The 16,106-nt window shown below is 58.5% G+C and carries 12 protein-coding genes; 6 read left to right on the forward strand and 6 right to left on the reverse strand.

From position 1 onward, the window contains the following. The first annotated feature begins 3 nt into the window (after positions 1-3). The 6 genes from AB4O35_RS10765 (at position 4) to AB4O35_RS10790 (ending at position 6,278) form a co-directional block, all read left to right on the forward strand. Positions 4-873, forward strand: coding sequence for a cell division protein FtsQ/DivIB (locus tag AB4O35_RS10765; protein ID WP_065875046.1), 870 nt, complete (start codon positions 4-6; stop codon positions 871-873). Between the two features lie 15 nt (positions 874-888). Continuing rightward, a complete protein-coding gene (gene ftsA, locus AB4O35_RS10770) occupies positions 889-2,151 on the forward strand; it encodes a cell division protein FtsA (RefSeq protein ID WP_025855584.1) in 1,263 nt (420 codons plus the stop codon). Between the two features lie 74 nt (positions 2,152-2,225). Then, positions 2,226-3,431 (forward strand): cell division protein FtsZ, encoded by a 1,206-nt coding sequence (gene ftsZ, locus AB4O35_RS10775; RefSeq protein WP_065875044.1) that lies wholly within the window; start codon positions 2,226-2,228, stop codon positions 3,429-3,431. A 112-nt stretch (positions 3,432-3,543) separates the two neighbouring features. After that, positions 3,544-4,455, forward strand: a complete 912-nt coding sequence (gene lpxC / locus AB4O35_RS10780) for a UDP-3-O-acyl-N-acetylglucosamine deacetylase (RefSeq protein ID WP_003171886.1) — start codon at positions 3,544-3,546, stop codon at positions 4,453-4,455. Positions 4,456-4,807: 352 nt separating this feature from the next. Beyond that, the gene (locus AB4O35_RS10785; RefSeq protein WP_065945260.1) at positions 4,808-5,281 is read left to right on the forward strand and encodes a CesT family type III secretion system chaperone; all 474 of its coding nucleotides are present in this window, start codon (positions 4,808-4,810) and stop codon (positions 5,279-5,281) included. A 37-nt stretch (positions 5,282-5,318) separates the two neighbouring features. Then, positions 5,319-6,278: a hypothetical protein gene (locus AB4O35_RS10790; RefSeq protein ID WP_065945259.1), complete on the forward strand. Its 960-nt coding sequence runs from the start codon at positions 5,319-5,321 to the stop codon at positions 6,276-6,278. A gap of 82 nt (positions 6,279-6,360) precedes the next feature. On the opposite strand, the gene AB4O35_RS10795 is transcribed toward AB4O35_RS10790, so the two are convergent. The 6 genes from AB4O35_RS10795 to AB4O35_RS10820 all read right to left on the reverse strand — a co-directional run bounded on the left by AB4O35_RS10795 (position 6,361) and on the right by AB4O35_RS10820 (position 15,898). Then, complete coding sequence (locus AB4O35_RS10795; protein ID WP_065875041.1) at positions 6,361-7,854, reverse strand: sensor domain-containing diguanylate cyclase; 1,494 nt, start codon at positions 7,852-7,854, stop codon at positions 6,361-6,363. A gap of 84 nt (positions 7,855-7,938) precedes the next feature. Next, on the reverse strand, positions 7,939-9,261 hold the full coding sequence (locus tag AB4O35_RS10800) for an OprD family porin (protein WP_065875040.1): 1,323 nt from the start codon (positions 9,259-9,261) through the stop codon (positions 7,939-7,941). Between the two features lie 312 nt (positions 9,262-9,573). Further along, on the reverse strand, positions 9,574-10,938 hold the full coding sequence (locus tag AB4O35_RS10805) for a heavy metal sensor histidine kinase (protein ID WP_065879593.1): 1,365 nt from the start codon (positions 10,936-10,938) through the stop codon (positions 9,574-9,576). After that, on the reverse strand, positions 10,928-11,605 hold the full coding sequence (locus tag AB4O35_RS10810; protein ID WP_065879592.1) for a heavy metal response regulator transcription factor: 678 nt from the start codon (positions 11,603-11,605) through the stop codon (positions 10,928-10,930). Before AB4O35_RS10810 ends, AB4O35_RS10805 begins: the two co-directional genes overlap by 11 nt. A gap of 31 nt (positions 11,606-11,636) precedes the next feature. Beyond that, entirely contained in the window at positions 11,637-14,735 is a 3,099-nt protein-coding gene (locus AB4O35_RS10815; RefSeq protein ID WP_065910579.1) for a multidrug efflux RND transporter permease subunit, read from the reverse strand. Continuing rightward, positions 14,732-15,898 (reverse strand): efflux RND transporter periplasmic adaptor subunit, encoded by a 1,167-nt coding sequence (locus AB4O35_RS10820; protein ID WP_065875037.1) that lies wholly within the window; start codon positions 15,896-15,898, stop codon positions 14,732-14,734. Before AB4O35_RS10820 ends, AB4O35_RS10815 begins: the two co-directional genes overlap by 4 nt. Positions 15,899-16,106 lie beyond the last annotated feature (208 nt).

Here is a 16,106-nt window from a genome sequence, read left to right on the forward strand (position 1 = left end):
GACATGAAAGGCGCATCGCTTCGTCATCAGCCCCCACAAGCACCGAGCCGCAAGCCGGTGCCTCGGGGTGCCAGCCGAATGGTGGCTAAAGAGCCGATGTCTTCGCGCCTGCCGAAAGCCAATTTTGGTTTCCTCAAGGCGCTGTTCTGGCCGGTGCTGCTAGTGGTGTTGGGTTTTGGCACTTACGAGGGCGCACAGCGTCTACTGCCGTACGCCGACCGGCCGATCACCAAGATCAGTGTGCAGGGCGACTTGAGCTACATCAGCCAGCAGGCGGTGCAGCAGCGTATCAGCCCGTTCCTGGCGTCGAGTTTCTTCACCATCGACCTGGCCGGTATGCGCGCGGAGCTGGAACAGATGCCGTGGATCGCCCACGCCGAAGTCCGCCGTGTATGGCCGGACCAGGTCACGATCCGACTGGAAGAACAACTGCCCGTGGCCCGTTGGGGCGATGAAGCGCTGTTGAACAACCAGGGCCAGGCGTTCACCCCGCGTGAGCTGGCCAACTACGAGCACCTGCCGCAGTTGTTCGGGCCGCAGCGGGCGCAGCAGCAAGTGATGCAGCAGTACCAGGCCTTGAGCCAGATGCTGCGGCCACTGGGCTTCTCCATTGCACGCCTGGAACTGCGTGAACGGGGCAGCTGGTTTTTGACGACCGGGGCTGGCAGTTCCGGCCCGGGCATCCAGTTGTTGCTGGGACGCGACCGCTTGGTGGAAAAGATGCGCCGTTTCATTGCCATCTATGACAAGACCTTGAAAGAACAGATTACGAACATTGCGAGCGTCGACCTGCGTTACGCCAACGGCCTTGCCGTCGGCTGGCGTGAACCGGCTGCGCCCACGGCAGCGCAACCCGCTGTCGCGAAGAATTAAGAAGAGGCAGGACCCATGGCAAACGTGCAAAGCGGCAAAATGATCGTCGGTCTCGATATCGGCACCTCCAAAGTGGTGGCGCTGGTGGGCGAGGTCGGGGAAGACGGCACGATCGAAATCGTCGGTATTGGCACGCATCCGTCCCGTGGCCTGAAGAAGGGCGTGGTGGTGAACATCGAGTCCACCGTGCAATCGATCCAGCGCGCTATCGAAGAAGCGCAGCTGATGGCCGGTTGCCGGATCCACTCGGCGTTTGTCGGCGTGGCGGGCAACCATATCCGCAGCCTGAACTCCCACGGCATCGTGGCTATCCGCGACCGCGAAGTCAGCTCGGCTGACCTTGAGCGTGTACTCGACGCTGCCCAGGCCGTGGCGATCCCGGCTGACCAGCGCGTACTGCACACGCTGCCGCAAGACTACGTGATCGATAACCAGGAAGGCGTTCGCGAGCCTCTGGGCATGTCGGGCGTGCGCCTGGAAGCCAAGGTCCACGTGGTGACCTGCGCGGTCAACGCTGCACAGAACATTGAGAAATGCGTGCGCCGCTGCGGCCTGGAAATCGACGACATCATTCTCGAGCAACTGGCCTCGGCCTACTCGGTACTGACCGACGACGAAAAAGAACTCGGCGTATGCCTGGTCGACATTGGTGGCGGCACCACCGACATCGCGATCTTCACCGAGGGTGCGATCCGTCACACCGCCGTGATCCCGATTGCTGGCGACCAAGTGACCAACGACATCGCCATGGCGTTGCGTACACCGACCCAGTACGCCGAAGAAATCAAGATCCGCTATGCCTGCGCCCTGGCCAAGCTGGCCGGTGCCGGCGAGACGATCAAAGTGCCAAGCGTGGGCGATCGTCCACCGCGCGAATTGTCGCGTCAGGCCCTGGCCGAAGTGGTCGAGCCGCGCTACGACGAACTGTTCACCCTGATCCAGGCTGAACTGCGCCGCAGCGGCTACGAAGATTTGATCCCGGCCGGCATCGTGCTGACCGGTGGTACCTCGAAGATGGAAGGCGCGGTCGAGCTGGCCGAGGAAATCTTCCACATGCCCGTCCGCCTGGGCGTGCCCCATGGCGTCAAAGGCCTGGGCGACGTGGTACGCAACCCAATTTATTCCACCGGTGTGGGCTTGCTGTTGTACGGGCTGCAAAAGCAGACCGACGGCATTTCCTTGTCGGGCCCGAGCAACCGTGACAGCTACCGCAGTGACGACGAGGCGAAAGCGCCGTTGTTCGAGCGTTTGCAGGCATGGGTCAAAGGCAACTTTTAAAGATTTACCGCGACACCGCAGCACAGCAATAAGCAGTAGGCGAAAAAACTAGAGAAAATGAAAGGAGAGGGAACATGTTCGAACTCGTAGACAACATCCCCGCTAGCCCGGTCATCAAAGTGATCGGTGTCGGCGGTGGCGGCGGCAACGCTGTCAACCATATGGTCAAGAGCAACATTGAAGGCGTTGAATTCATCTGCGCCAACACTGATGCCCAGGCGCTGAAAAGCATCGGCGCGCGGACCATCCTGCAATTGGGCACAGCCGTGACCAAGGGCCTCGGCGCTGGCGCCAATCCGGAAGTCGGCCGTCAAGCCGCGCTGGAAGACCGTGAGCGTATTGCTGAAGTGCTGCAAGGCACCAACATGGTGTTCATCACCACCGGCATGGGCGGCGGTACCGGTACCGGTGCTGCACCGATCATTGCCGAAGTGGCCAAGGAAATGGGCATTCTGACGGTGGCTGTGGTCACCCGTCCGTTCCCGTTCGAAGGCCGCAAGCGCATGCAGATCGCCGACGAAGGTATCCGTCTGCTGTCTGAAAGCGTCGACTCGTTGATCACCATTCCCAACGAGAAGCTGCTGACTATCCTGGGCAAGGACGCAAGCCTGCTGTCCGCGTTCGCCAAGGCTGACGATGTACTGGCCGGTGCCGTTCGCGGTATCTCCGACATCATCAAGCGCCCAGGCATGATCAACGTCGACTTTGCCGACGTACGTACTGTCATGAGCGAAATGGGCATGGCGATGATGGGCACTGGCTGCGCCAGCGGTCCGAACCGTGCACGTGAAGCCACTGAAGCGGCCATCCGCAACCCGTTGCTGGAAGACGTGAACCTGCAAGGCGCACGCGGCATCCTGGTGAACATCACCGCCGGTCCTGACCTGTCCCTGGGTGAGTACTCCGACGTGGGTAGCATCATCGAAGCCTTCGCTTCCGAGCACGCGATGGTCAAAGTCGGTACCGTTATCGATCCAGACATGCGTGATGAACTGCACGTGACTGTGGTTGCGACCGGCCTTGGCGCTAAAATCGAGAAGCCTGTCAAGGTCATCGACAATACCGTTCATACCAGCCACAACAGCCACGCCAGCCAAGCGGCTGCTGCTCCAGCGCCTTCGCGCCAGGAACTGCCGTCGGTGAACTACCGTGATCTGGACCGTCCGACCGTGATGCGCAACCAGGCTCAGGCCGGTGCTGCGGCGTCCCGTAGCCCGAATCCGCAAGATGATCTGGACTACCTGGACATCCCGGCTTTCCTGCGTCGTCAGGCCGATTGATGGAATGTATCAGGGCTATGAAGGTGATTGGTGTTCAGCAAAGGTCTGGTCTGCTATTATCGCCAGCCTTTGTTGATACCAGTTCGCAATTTGCGCTCAAGCGGTCCAAGCCATGATTAAACAACGCACCCTGAAGAATATTATCCGTGCCACAGGTGTAGGTCTGCACTCCGGGGAGAAGGTATACCTGACCCTCAAACCTGCACCTGTCGACACCGGCATCGTGTTTGTTCGTGCCGACCTGGACCCTGTGGTGCAGATTCCTGCTCGCGCGGAAAACGTTGGCGAAACCACGATGTCGACCACATTGGTCAACGGTGACGTCAAAGTGGACACGGTGGAGCACTTGCTCTCGGCCATGGCTGGCCTGGGCATCGATAACGCCTACGTCGAGCTCTCCGCGTCCGAAGTCCCGATCATGGATGGCAGCGCTGGACCCTTCGTATTCTTGATTCAATCTGCCGGCCTGGAAGAACAGGACGCAGCTAAGAAGTTCATTCGCATTCTGCGGGAAGTGACAGTAGAGGACGGCGACAAGCGCGCCACCTTCGTCCCGTTCGAAGGCTTTAAAGTGAGCTTTGAGATCGATTTCGATCACCCGGTATTCCGTGACCGCACCCAAAGTGCAAGCGTGGATTTTTCCAGCACTTCGTTCGTAAAAGAAGTCAGCCGCGCCCGTACCTTTGGTTTCATGAGTGACATCGAGTACCTGCGCAAGCACAACCTCGCACTCGGCGGCAGCGTTGAAAACGCCATTGTGGTCGACGCGGATGGTGTACTGAACGAAGACGGCCTTCGCTACGAAGACGAATTTGTTAAGCACAAGATCCTCGATGCAATCGGTGACCTCTACCTGCTGGGCAATAGCCTGATAGGCGAGTTCAAAGGCTTCAAGTCGGGCCATGCCCTTAACAACCAGCTGCTGCGCAAGTTGATTGAGCAGACAGATGCTTGGGAAGTCGTGACCTTCGAAGATGCCAGCACCGCACCGATCTCTTACATGCGTCCCGTTGCGGCGGTGTAAGTAACAACTCTCTTTTCTTTAGTTTTGAAAGGCTGCCTTCGGGTGGCCTTTTTTTTGCTTTTAATTTCAATTAATCAGTGTTTTTTTGCACGATGGAATGGTGTGTTGAAGTTTTATTCGTGGTCAAACGGGGTTTTCAGTTCCTGCAGCCAAGTAGTGAATTTTCTCGTAATGGTTAGGCTGTTTTCTTTACCCAAGGCGACTGAGTAATGTAGCGCTGTGTTTCGATCTACCGCATGGATGCTCTGAGTTGTGGTTTCACGAATTTCGGAGTGCTTGTTATGTTGGAAATTGTTGAGTGGGGTAAAGGGTTCGATGTGTACTTCATTGGCCATGCCGGGAGTGTTCGAACATGAGCAGGGAGGATGATATTTTACAGGCGTTTGCAATGAAACTCGGATTGCCCGGGTTGAAGTTTGATGCGTCTCGTGTTTGTCAGTTGAACGTGGAGGGTCTCAAGTTAGCACTTTATGATAATAGAACCAGAAAAAGTGTGACGATCCTCTGTGACCTTGCGGACAGCTCAATGAGTCGTGGGAAGGTCGAGGACTGGCAAAAGTTCCTGTTTGAATCGCAATTTCAATTCTTGCATAAGGACACGCCTGTCGTCGGGTTCAACTCGGCGTCGGGAGCAATGGTCGCGATGAATCATATCGCTGATGACGAGCTGTCTCTTTCACGGCTCTGCGCGGAATTGAACGAGCTGATTGAATGGGTGCTGGAATGGTTCCACCAGTTTTCAATGAGATCACGGGCAGCGTTTATCGGTCTGACATCTCCCACTTATCAACCTGCCAACAGCCTGCGTAGAGGTCACCATGCCTAGTATAAGTCCAACCCATATTCCCAGTACCGGAACACTTTTGCGCGAAGCACAGGCTCCAGGCATTTTGGAAAGCAACGGTGTAAAGCGCCTTGTAACAGTCGGTGATGCCAAAGGCCACTTTGGTGGGGGGCTGCCTGGCTCGCTGGGCAATGGCTCTGCGCTTTACAAAGATGTTGCGGCTCGACAGATTGTGAAGGCGTTTCGGGGGTTCATCAGTGGAAAGTCGCATGAGCGGATGATTCATAACGGATCAATATGGAAGGGGGCACCGGCCGGTACAGAGAGAAATCACGTTGATGAACTGTCGAGAAACAACCTTCACGGGCTTCGTAAAGAACTGGGGAGGCTGTCCGAGCAGGAAAGTAGCTTTTTAGACATTTTTTTTACTGTCCCCCTGTATGCAACCCATAGTACGGCCGCACCCGTAAAGCGAGAGGATGGCAGCGTTGCACTGTTCTCGCGTCAAAAATTGATCGATAGACATATTATTTTTAATACTCAAAATTCGCCTCAAGAAGATATAAAACTTTTAGGAAATGATGACTTTGTATTCTTTGCTTTGGAGGTAGGCAAGGAGCCGAAGAAACCAAGTAGTCGTTTTGGTGGCACGACATATCGCTTCGATTTTGACACGCCTGCCTTCAAGGATGCCGCGTGGTTAAGTTTGGTTGAAATGCGTTTTGCGCAGACACCTAATTTGGATAGGCATGTAGACGGCCTGGACAGCACTGAATATGGCAAGCTCTCAAAACAGAAACTTCAACCCTTTGAAACTGTTTTTTCCGGGGGTGACATGAAGGCGGGTATTGGGCTATCGATTATCCGGGATTTGCGTAAACTTTCACCGACGTCAAATTACAATTTGCTTGAAAGTAGGGGGGAAGTGGAAATCAATAAGCTTGTTAATGGCCTCTATCGTCCTGAGATAAAAGTCGCTAAACATTTCTTTTCGGACAACTATATGGAGGCAGCCGTTAGAAAGGATGACAAGGCATAAGGCCAGCGGTTAGTAGCAGCGGGGCGTGGCGTTGATGATGCGATATATCTTGGCATCAACTGATGCCTGGCAGGCGCAGGCATTACAAAGTGCTGGCATCCACAACCCGATTCCGCCCCGTATGCTTGGCCTCATACAACGCCCGATCCGCGCTCAGCAGCAGCGCTTCCAGCGACATGTGACTGCGCTTGTCCCATGTGCTCACGCCGATACTCACGGTAATCGGCCGCTCATCCCCTGCCACCCGTGGCAAATGCTCGATGCTGCTGCGGATGTGCTCGGCAATCACCTTGGCACCCTTGGCATCGGTATGCGGCAGCACCACCGCAAACTCTTCTCCACCATAGCGCGCGGCCAGGTCGGCGGGGCGACGGATGTTGCTACCGATCACTTGGGCCACGTTGCGCAACGCTTCGTCCCCACCGTGATGGCCGTGGCGGTCGTTGAAGGCTTTGAAGTGGTCTACGTCAATCATCAGCACCGTCAGGGGCTCGGCCGAGCGCTGGGCGCGCTCCCATTCCAGGCGCAGGCGTTCGTCGAGGATGCGGCGGTTGGCCAGGCCGGTCAGGGCATCGGTGGCTGCCAGTTCTGACAGTACACGTTCAGCGCGATAACGGCGCCGCAGTTCCCGGCGCAGCATCCAAGTCAGCCATAGCAGGCCAACACACAGAATGCCGGTGGCCCCACTGGTGAGCAGCGCGGCGCGATTCCATGGCGCGAACACGTCTTCGCTGGACAGCGCCACCACCACGATCAGCGGCAATGTCCCGACATTGGTAAAGGTATACAGGCGCTCCTTGCCAGTGATGGCCGAGATGGCCTGAAAACTTCCTCTGCCCTCATTGAGTATGCGTTTGAAGTTCGGACGGTCGCTCAGGTCCTTGTCAATCATGTCGCGCTCCAGCAGTGGCTGCTGGGCTAACAGAATGCCGCGGTTGTTGAGCAGGTTGACCGAGCTGCCGTTGCCGATCGTCAGGCGGCTGAACAGCTGGTCGAAGTAAGCCAGGCGCATGGTCGCTACCGCTACGCCGGCAAACTCGCCATTGGGGCCTGATACGCGCCGGCTGAATGCAATGCGCCACACTTGGTCGCAGTTACAGTGGATGCGGAAGGGACGACTGATGAACAACCCCGTTTGCACAGCGTTTTTGTGTGCCAGGAAATAGTCACGGTTGGCGAAGTTACGCGGTGTCGGCGTGAGTGTCGATGAGTCTGCGATCACTGAACCATTGGCGTCCAGCAGCAGGACCTCGCCTTTGAAAGGCGCGGCGATGGATTGATCAAACTGCACCAGGTGCTGGATGTCCGCCGATGCCTGGGACAAGTCCTGACGCTGCCTGGCAGTGATCAACCCCTGCAAGGCAAAGTCATAGAGTTCGACATTACGCAACACGTCGGCGTTGATCAGTTGTGTGATGTTGCTCGTCGAGCGTTGAGCGGCCTGCAAGGTGCTGGCGTGTTCACGAATCAACAGCGCCGCGACAATGACCACAATCAAGGTCACGGTGAAACCGCTGCCCAGAATCAGTAATAGCTCCGGGCGCGCAGGCGGGGTACGAGTACGGCGTTGGCTCATCGCGCAGACTTCAGCAGGGAAGATACTGGCAGTTTAGTTCTACCCGATGAAAATTAAATCATCGCCGCGAAAGAAATCAGGGTGTCAGAACACGTTGATCGGATAGTCGACGATCACCCGGTATTCATCCACATCCCGATCCACCGCCGAGTAACCGTTGCTGCCCCGGTTGACGGCCCATTGCAGGCGCAATGCCAAGTCCTTGGCCTTGCCGCCCTGTACCACGTATTTCACATCGATATCCCGTTCCCAGTGCTTGGCGTCCTTACCGTCAGCGCTGTACCAGGCGCTGTAGCCACGGCTTTGCGGATCGACCTTGGTCAGGTCGGTCTTGCCGCTGATATAGGACACGGCCGTGCTCAGGCCGGGCAGGCCCAGGCCGCCGAAGTCATAGGCGTACTTGAGCTTCCACGAGCGTTCATTGGGGCCGTTGAAATCAGAGTATTGCTGGGAGTTGTCCAGGTACACACTGTCGCCCTGGGCAATGTAGTCGAACGGCGTGTTGCCATTGACTCGCTGGTAGGCGGCGGTGACGCTGTGATGACCCGCGTTCACGGTGAAATGCAGGCTGTAGGTATTGTTATCGATATCTCCCAGCAGCGACTGCCCGGTGTCCTGGGTGTGATAGTAGTGCAGACCGGGGTTGAGACTGATCATCTCGTTCACCACATAGGTGTAGTCCAGGTCGTAGTAGTACTGGTTCCACACGTCCTTGAGTTCGGAGGCGTAGAGGTTGCTGGTCAGCCCATCGATGCCGCTGAACGACATGCCTGCCCAGTTCATGTGCTGGCTGTCCGCGTTATTTGGCAGAGCGCCGTAGCTGGTGCCGATGCGCCGGTGGCCGCTCTGGTTGTAAAGTTTGGTGAAGCTGGCCTGGCCCCCTTCGAACATCCAGCCGTCCAGGCTGTGGTTGGCCAGGCTCACGCCACGGAAGGTCTGAGGCAGCATGCGGGTCATGCCGCCGGCGATCACCGGGTTATTCAGAAACAGGTCGCCGGCTTTCAGCTCGGTATCGAACGCACGCATTTTCAAGGTGCCACCGGCTGTGGAAAACGATCCGGGCGCCTTGCCGTTGCCACTGCCGTACGGAAGGATGCTGGAGCCATCAGTGCCGCCACCGCCGTCGAGCTTGAGGCCAAGCATGGCGTGAGCGTCCAGGCCGAAGCCGACAGTGCCCTGGGTGTAGCCGGATTCAAAAGTGCCAATGAAACCCTGGCCCCATTCTTTGCTGTCATCAGTGTGGATGTCGCGACGGTCGCGGTTCATGTAGTAATTGCGGGCGTTTAGCTTGAGGCTGGAACCTTCGACAAAGCCATCGGCAGGGGGAGCGTCTGCCGCATGGGCAAGGGGGGCAATCGTTGTTGCAATCGCGAGGAATAACGGGGTGAACGTCAGCGAGTTCTTCACCGGTGGTGCTCCTTTGGTCAATCTGGAACGGCCAATGTCGTGGGGGTGTGCCTGGCCTTTTTTACGGCAAAAAAAAGCCGCTGAAGTCAGCGGCTTTAAGACAGATTCCCAGTGTAGAGCCCTGGAAATAAGTCGAGGGAAATTCGGGTAAGCGGAAGCTGCCTTTGCCGTCGCGCTCATCGATGCGTCAAATTAACGCAGGCGAGCGGTACGATACAGAGTGTAACAAGATAAGGACTGTTGCCCAAACCGCAACAGTCGGACTGCCTGATCTCTCTGGTGTACATCGAACACACTGTGGGAGCGAGTTGGCTACACGGGAAGGGTGATGCCGAAGGTATTGCCGCCGTGCTCGCTGCGCACAAACACATCGCCGCCGTGCATCAGCGCAATCGCCTTGACGATGGCCAGGCCCAGTCCATGATTCGCGCCGCTGTTGCTGCGTGACGCATCCACCCGATAAAAGCGTTCGAACAGGCGCGGCAGATGTTCGCTGGCAATTTCATCGCCGGGGTTAGTTACGCCGATTGCCACCTGATGTTCGTGCACCTCGATGTTCACAACGATGATCTGCCCAGGCGCGGTGTGTTGCACAGCGTTGCTCAGCAAGTTGATCAGCGCACGGCGCAGGTGGGCTTTTTCGATCTGCACCGTGGCATCGCCACTTACCTGTACTTCGACCTGAGCGTCTTCGAGAATGAAGTCCAAGTAATCGAGGGTGGTTGCCACTTCATCGGCCAGGGAGCTTTCGATCAGCTTGGTGGCCTTGCTGCCCTGGTCGGCGCTGGCGAGGAAGAGCATGTCATTGATGATCGAGCGCAGGCGCTCCAGCTCTTCAAGGTTGGATTGCAGTACCTCGAAATAATGCTCGGCCGAACGCCCGCGGGTCAGCGCCACCTGGGTCTGGCCGATAAGGTTGGTCAGTGGCGAACGCAGCTCGTGGGCTACATCGGCGTTGAACGACTCCAGGCGCGAATAGGCCTGCTCGACGCGGTCGAGAGTGGCGTTGAACGAGTTGACGAACTGGCTCAGCTCCGGCGGCAGTGGCGACAACTGCAGGCGCCCGGAGAGCTTAGGCGGGGCAAGTTTCTGTGCTTCATCCGACAGTTTGCCCAGCGGTTTGAGGCCGATGCGCGCTACCCAGAAGCCCAGCAGCGCGGCGAGCATGACACCCACAAAGGCCAGGCTCACCAGTGCCACCAGCAACTGGTGCTGGGTCGCGTGGAAGTTTTCTGTGTCGATGGCAATCATGAAGCGCAGCGGCGGGCGCTGGTCCTTGGCCGGGAACTGGCTCACCAGTGCCTTGAACGGGTGTTGATGGCCCGGTAGATGCAAATCGCGTTTGCCGGTGTGCCCATTGGCAAAAGCGCGGATCTGGGCATCGGGGTTGCCATACTCATAGGAGGGGACGTCGCTGACCACCCAGAAGCGGATACGCTTGTCTTCTTCACTGAGCAACTTGAGCTTGGCGGTAATCTTTGCCCAGTGATCGGGCGTCCCGAAGCGGCCCACCGACGACTCCAACACGCTGTAGCGTGCATCCAGTTCAGCCTCAGGCAACAAGCCCAGCCCCCGATCCACCTGCTGGTACAGCGCACCGCCGATCAGCAGGAAGATCACCAGCGCTACCAGGGTGAACATGCCGCTCAGGCGCAGGGCAATGGAGTTAGCTGACACTGCGACTCTCCAGCACATACCCCATGCCACGGATGGTGTGCAGCAGCTTGGTATCGAACGGCCCATCGAGTTTGGCCCGCAGGCGCTTGATCGCCACTTCCACGACGTTGGCGTCGCTGTCGAAATTGATGTCCCAGACCATTTCTGCAATCGCTGTCTTGGACAGGATCTCGCCCTGGCGCCGCGCCAATACGCTGAGCAGCGAGAACTCCTTGGCGGTCAGGTCCAGGCGCACGCCGTTACGGCTGGCCTTGCGGCTGATCAGGTCGATCCACAGGTCGGCAACGGTTACCTGCACCGGCTCATGACCACCGCTGCGGCGGGTCAAGGCTTGCAAACGTGCCACCAGCTCCAGGAAAGAGAACGGCTTGCCCAGGTAATCGTCAGCGCCTTCGCGCAGACCACGAATGCGATCTTCCACGCGTTCGCGGGCGGTGAGCATGATCACCGGCGTTTGTTTGCGCGCACGCAGCGCACGCAATACACCAAAGCCATCGAGGCCGGGCAGCATCACGTCGAGCACAATCACCGCGTAGTCACTCTCCAACGCCAGGTGCAAACCCTCGACGCCTTCGCGGGCCACATCGACGGTGTAGCCCTGTTCTGTCAGGCCGCGGTGCAGGTAGTCCGCGGTTTTTTCTTCGTCTTCAATAATCAGGACGCGCATGAGCCTTTTGCTCTAGGGCGGGGCCCCAGCCTCAATGTGTGGTCGCCAACGCAGGTGTTGGTTTGGGCCTGTGGAAAAACTTCTCAAGGTACAAGTATATGACCGGCGTGGTGAACAGCGTCAGCGCCTGGCTGACCAGCAGCCCGCCGACCACCGAGATGCCCAGCGGCTGGCGCAGCTCCGCACCGGCGCCATAGCCGAGCATCAGCGGCAGGGCGCCGAGCAGTGCGGCCAAGGACGTCATGATGATCGGCCGGAACCGTGTGATGCAGGCTTCGAAGATCGCATCCTGCGGTGACAGCCCACGCGTGCGCTGGGCGTCCAGGGCGAAATCGATCAGCAGGATACCGTTCTTCTTGACGATGCCGATCAACAGCACCAGGCCGATCAGCGCCATGATCGAGAAGTCCTGGCCCAACAGCCACAGCATGACCAGCGCACCCAGGCCTGCCGAGGGCAGTGTCGAGATGATCGTCAGCGGGTGCACGAAGCTCTCATACAGCACGCCGAGAATGATATAGACCGCCACCAATGCCGCAAGGATCAGCCACGGCTGGCTGGCCAGCGAACTCTGGAACGCCTGCGCCGCACCCTGGAAATTGCCGATGATCGAAGCCGGCATGCCGATCTCGTTTTTCGCCTGGTTGAGCAGAATCACCGCATCACCCAACGCAATACCGGGCGCCAGGTTGAACGACAGATTGGCGGCCGGGAACATGCCATCGTGGCTGATGGACAGTGGGCCAACTGTGGGCGCTTCGACGCGGGCCAATGCCGACAGCGGCACCATTTCATTGGTCAGCGGCGAACGCAGGTAGAAGTAATTCAGGCTTTCGGCCTTGCCGCGCTGTTGGGTGTCCAGTTCCAGTACCACTTGGTATTGGTTGATTTCGGTCTGGAACTCATTGACCTGGCGCTGGCCGAAGGCGTCATACAGCGCTTGATCGACGTCGGTTGCGGTGAGTCCGAACCGTGCGGCAGCGCGGCGATCGATGGTAATGTGGGTGATGCTGCCGCCCAGTTGCAGGTCATTGGAGATGTCGCGGAACGCCGGAATGGAACGCAGTTTTTCGGTCAGGCGTTGGGTCCAGGTGTTCAGCGTCGCGCCGTCGTTACTCTTGAGCACGTACTGATATTGACTACGACTTGGGCCGGAGCTGAGGTTGATGTCCTGGCCCGCGCGCAGGTACAACACGATGCCCGGCACCTTGGCCAGCTTGGGTCGGATGCGGTCGATGAATTGGCTGGCGGACACATCCCGATCACCTCGGGGTACGAGGGAAATCCAGAAGCGCCCGTTGGCGATGGTCTGGTTGCTACCGGTTACACCGACGGAGTGGGAGAACGCTCGCACAGCCGGATCATCCTTCATGATTTGCGCCAGCGCCTTGTGCTTGGCGACCATGTCCGGGTAAGACACGTCCGCCGCCGCCTCGCTGGTGCCGAGAATAAAACCGGTGTCCTGCACCGGAAAGAAACCCTTGGGGATAAACACATAGCCGACCACGGCCAGCGCCAGGGTCAGCATGAAGATGCCAGCCATGGTGCGCTGGTGGGCCAGGGCGCGACGCAAGCTTCTTTCGTAGGCTGCCAGCAGTCTTTCACCAAAGCCGGGTTTGTCATGCGCGCGGTGGTTTGGTGCATTCATGAACAATGCGGCCAGGGTCGGCGCCAGCGTCAGGGACACCACGACGGAAATCAGGATGGTCGACGTGGCGGTCAAGGCAAACTCCTTGAACAGCCTGCCGACTACGCCGCCCATGAACAGCAGCGGAATAAAGGCTGCCACCAGGGACACGCTGATAGACACCACGGTAAAGCCAATCTCACTGGACCCCTTGATCGCCGCCTCGCGCTTGTCCATGCCGGTCTCCAGATGGCGATGGATGTTCTCCACCACCACAATCGCATCGTCCACCACAAAGCCTACGGCCACCACGATGGCTACCAGGGTCAGGTTGTTCAGGCTGAAGCCCAGCACGTACATCAGGGCAAAACTCGCGATCAACGATACGCCCAGCACGCTGGAGACAATGATGGTCGCCGACCATTGGCGCAGGAAAATCGCCATCACCCCGACCACCAGCAATACGGCGATCAACAAGGTCATTTCCACTTCGTGCAGCGAGGCACGGATGGTGGTGGTACGGTCCATCAGCACGCTGACCTGCACCGATGCCGGCAGCATGGCTTCCAGTCGTGGTAATTCGGCCTGGATGCGCTCCACGGTCTCGACGATGTTGGCGCCGGGCTGGCGGGTAATTACCAGGTTAACGCCAGGCGTGTCGACGGCCCACGCCTGAACGTAGGCGTTTTCCGATCCGCTGACGACTTTGGCGACGTCGCGCAGTTGAACAGGGGCGCCATCCTTGTAGGAGACGATCAAGTCGCCGTATTCACCCGGGTGAAATAGCTGATCATTGGTTGCCAGGGTCGAGACGCTGTTCTTGCCGTACAGCGCCCCTTTGGCCAGGTTGAGGCTGGATTGCTGGATCGCCAGGCGGATGTCGGCCAAGGTCAGGCCGATGGCGGCGAGCTTATCGGGAGAAGCCTGCACGCGAATCGCCGGGCGCTGCTGGCCGGTGATGTTGATCTGGCCTACGCCGTCGATCTGGCTGATCTGGCGCGCCAACAAGGTTTCCACCAAATCACTCAGTTCAGTGCCGGGCATGTCGTGGGAGCTGACACTGACGATCAGAACCGGACTGTCCGCCGGGTTTACCTTACGCCAGGTCGGCAGACTCGGCATATCGCTCGGCAGTTTGCCGGCAGCGGTATTGATAGCTGCCTGCACTTCCTGCGCAGCGGTATCGATGCTTTTATCGAGGGTGAATTGCAGGGTCAGCAGAGTGGAGCCCAAGGCACTGCTGGAGGTCATCTGAGTCATGCCAGGGATTGCGCTGAATTGCACTTCCAGTGGGGTCGCAATCGACGATGCCATGGTGTCCGGGCTGGCGCCTGGTAACTGTGCGGTCACCTGAATGGTGGGAAACTCAGCCTCTGGCAGTGGGGCGATGGGTAATTTTGGAAAGGCAATCAGCCCGAGCAGTACCAGGGCGAACGTGAGCAGCAGGGTGGCGACCGGGCGGTCGATGCACCAGGCGGAAATCGAGCCCCGGGATGTCGTCATGGCTGCACCATGACGTCAGCGGTCTGGATCACTTGGGGTGGCTCTTTGAGGACCTCTATCTTGGCGCCCGCCTTGAGCCGCGACTGACCATCGCTGACCAGCACATCGCCCGCCTGGATGCCCTTGAGAATGTTGCGTTCACTGTCCTGATACACCACTTGCACCGGCACGATTTCTACCTTGTCACCGTTGACGCGGTACACGAAGTGCGAGTCCAGGCCGCGCTGCACCACGCTTGGCGGAACCGCCAGGGCGTTGCGGTCGAGGGCGGTCTGGATCTTGATCGTCACCAGTTGGCCCGGCCAGAGTTTCTGCATGCTGTTGCTGAATTCGGCCTTGGCGCGGAGGGTGCCGGTGGTACTGCTGATCTGGTTGTCGATCAGGCTCAGGCGGCCCTGGCCGAGCAGGTCGGCGTTTTCGCCTTCGGTATCGGCACCCAGGTAGGCGTCTACGCGGGCGGGATAAGCCGCTGCGATCAGGCCCTGCAATGTCGGTAACATCTGCTGGGGCAGGGAGAATTCGATGGCAATCGGGTCGATCTGGGTGACCGAGAACAGCCCTTGGGCATCGCTCATGCGCAGGAAGTTGCCTTCATCCACACTACGGATACCGACGCGGCCGGTGACGGGCGAGCGAATCTGCGTGTAAGACAGTTGCACCTGGGCCGCGTCGATGGCGGCCTGATTACCCTGTAACGTGGCTTTCAGCTGGTTGACCAGCGCCTGTTGCTGGTCGTAGGTCTGCTTGGAGATGCCATCATCAATGCTCAGTTCCTTGTAGCGCTTGAGGTTGACCTGCGCCACGTGCAGTTGCGCCTGGCTTTCGCCCAGTTGCGCCTTGGCCTGGTCGAGGCTGGCACGGATCGAGCGGTCATCGATGCTCGCCAGCAGGTCACCGGCCTTGACCAGTTGCCCCTCCTTGACCAGCAATCGAGTGAGGATGCCGTCGATTTGCGGGCGAATAACCACGCTGTGCAACGACAGCACCGAGCCGATTCCGGTCACGTAGCGCGGCAAGTCCTGCTCCACCACCTTCACGACCCTTACCGGTACGGCGGTGGAGGCAACCAGTTTGGGCTTGGCAGGTCGGGTCAGCGCCCAGGCCGCGACAGCCAGAATTGCGAGGACTCCCACGGTCAATACAGTTTTTCTTTTAATGTGCATGCTGTAAGGCGCCAAGGCAGGGGTTGAGGTAGGGGTGAGTATTTATAGCCTGCTGACCCAGTCAGTAAAGTGACCGCTATCTGACAGCCGCGTCAGTTAACTCCTGACCATTCGTACGACGCTGGTCAAAGATCTGAGTCGCGCAGGTATACTTCCTACCTATGTGATCCTTCACTTGGCCCACATCATCTTCTGCATGCCCCGGAGC

It is taken from the genome of Pseudomonas sp. H1_A03, from assembly GCF_054685145.1.

Bases quoted from the DNA above. Each gene is read 5' to 3' on its own strand.
- AB4O35_RS10765 (WP_065875046.1), top strand. From the start codon at position 4: ATGAAAGGCGCATCGCTTCGTCATCAGCCCCCACAAGCACCGAGCCGC.
- ftsA (WP_025855584.1), top strand. From the start codon at position 889: ATGGCAAACGTGCAAAGCGGCAAAATGATCGTCGGTCTCGATATCGGC.
- ftsZ (WP_065875044.1), top strand. From the start codon at position 2,226: ATGTTCGAACTCGTAGACAACATCCCCGCTAGCCCGGTCATCAAAGTG.
- lpxC (WP_003171886.1), top strand. From the start codon at position 3,544: ATGATTAAACAACGCACCCTGAAGAATATTATCCGTGCCACAGGTGTA.
- AB4O35_RS10785 (WP_065945260.1), top strand. From the start codon at position 4,808: ATGAGCAGGGAGGATGATATTTTACAGGCGTTTGCAATGAAACTCGGA.
- AB4O35_RS10795 (WP_065875041.1), bottom strand. From the start codon at position 7,854: ATGAGCCAACGCCGTACTCGTACCCCGCCTGCGCGCCCGGAGCTATTA.
- AB4O35_RS10810 (WP_065879592.1), bottom strand. From the start codon at position 11,605: ATGCGCGTCCTGATTATTGAAGACGAAGAAAAAACCGCGGACTACCTG.
- AB4O35_RS10815 (WP_065910579.1), bottom strand. From the start codon at position 14,735: ATGACGACATCCCGGGGCTCGATTTCCGCCTGGTGCATCGACCGCCCG.
- AB4O35_RS10820 (WP_065875037.1), bottom strand. From the start codon at position 15,898: ATGCACATTAAAAGAAAAACTGTATTGACCGTGGGAGTCCTCGCAATT.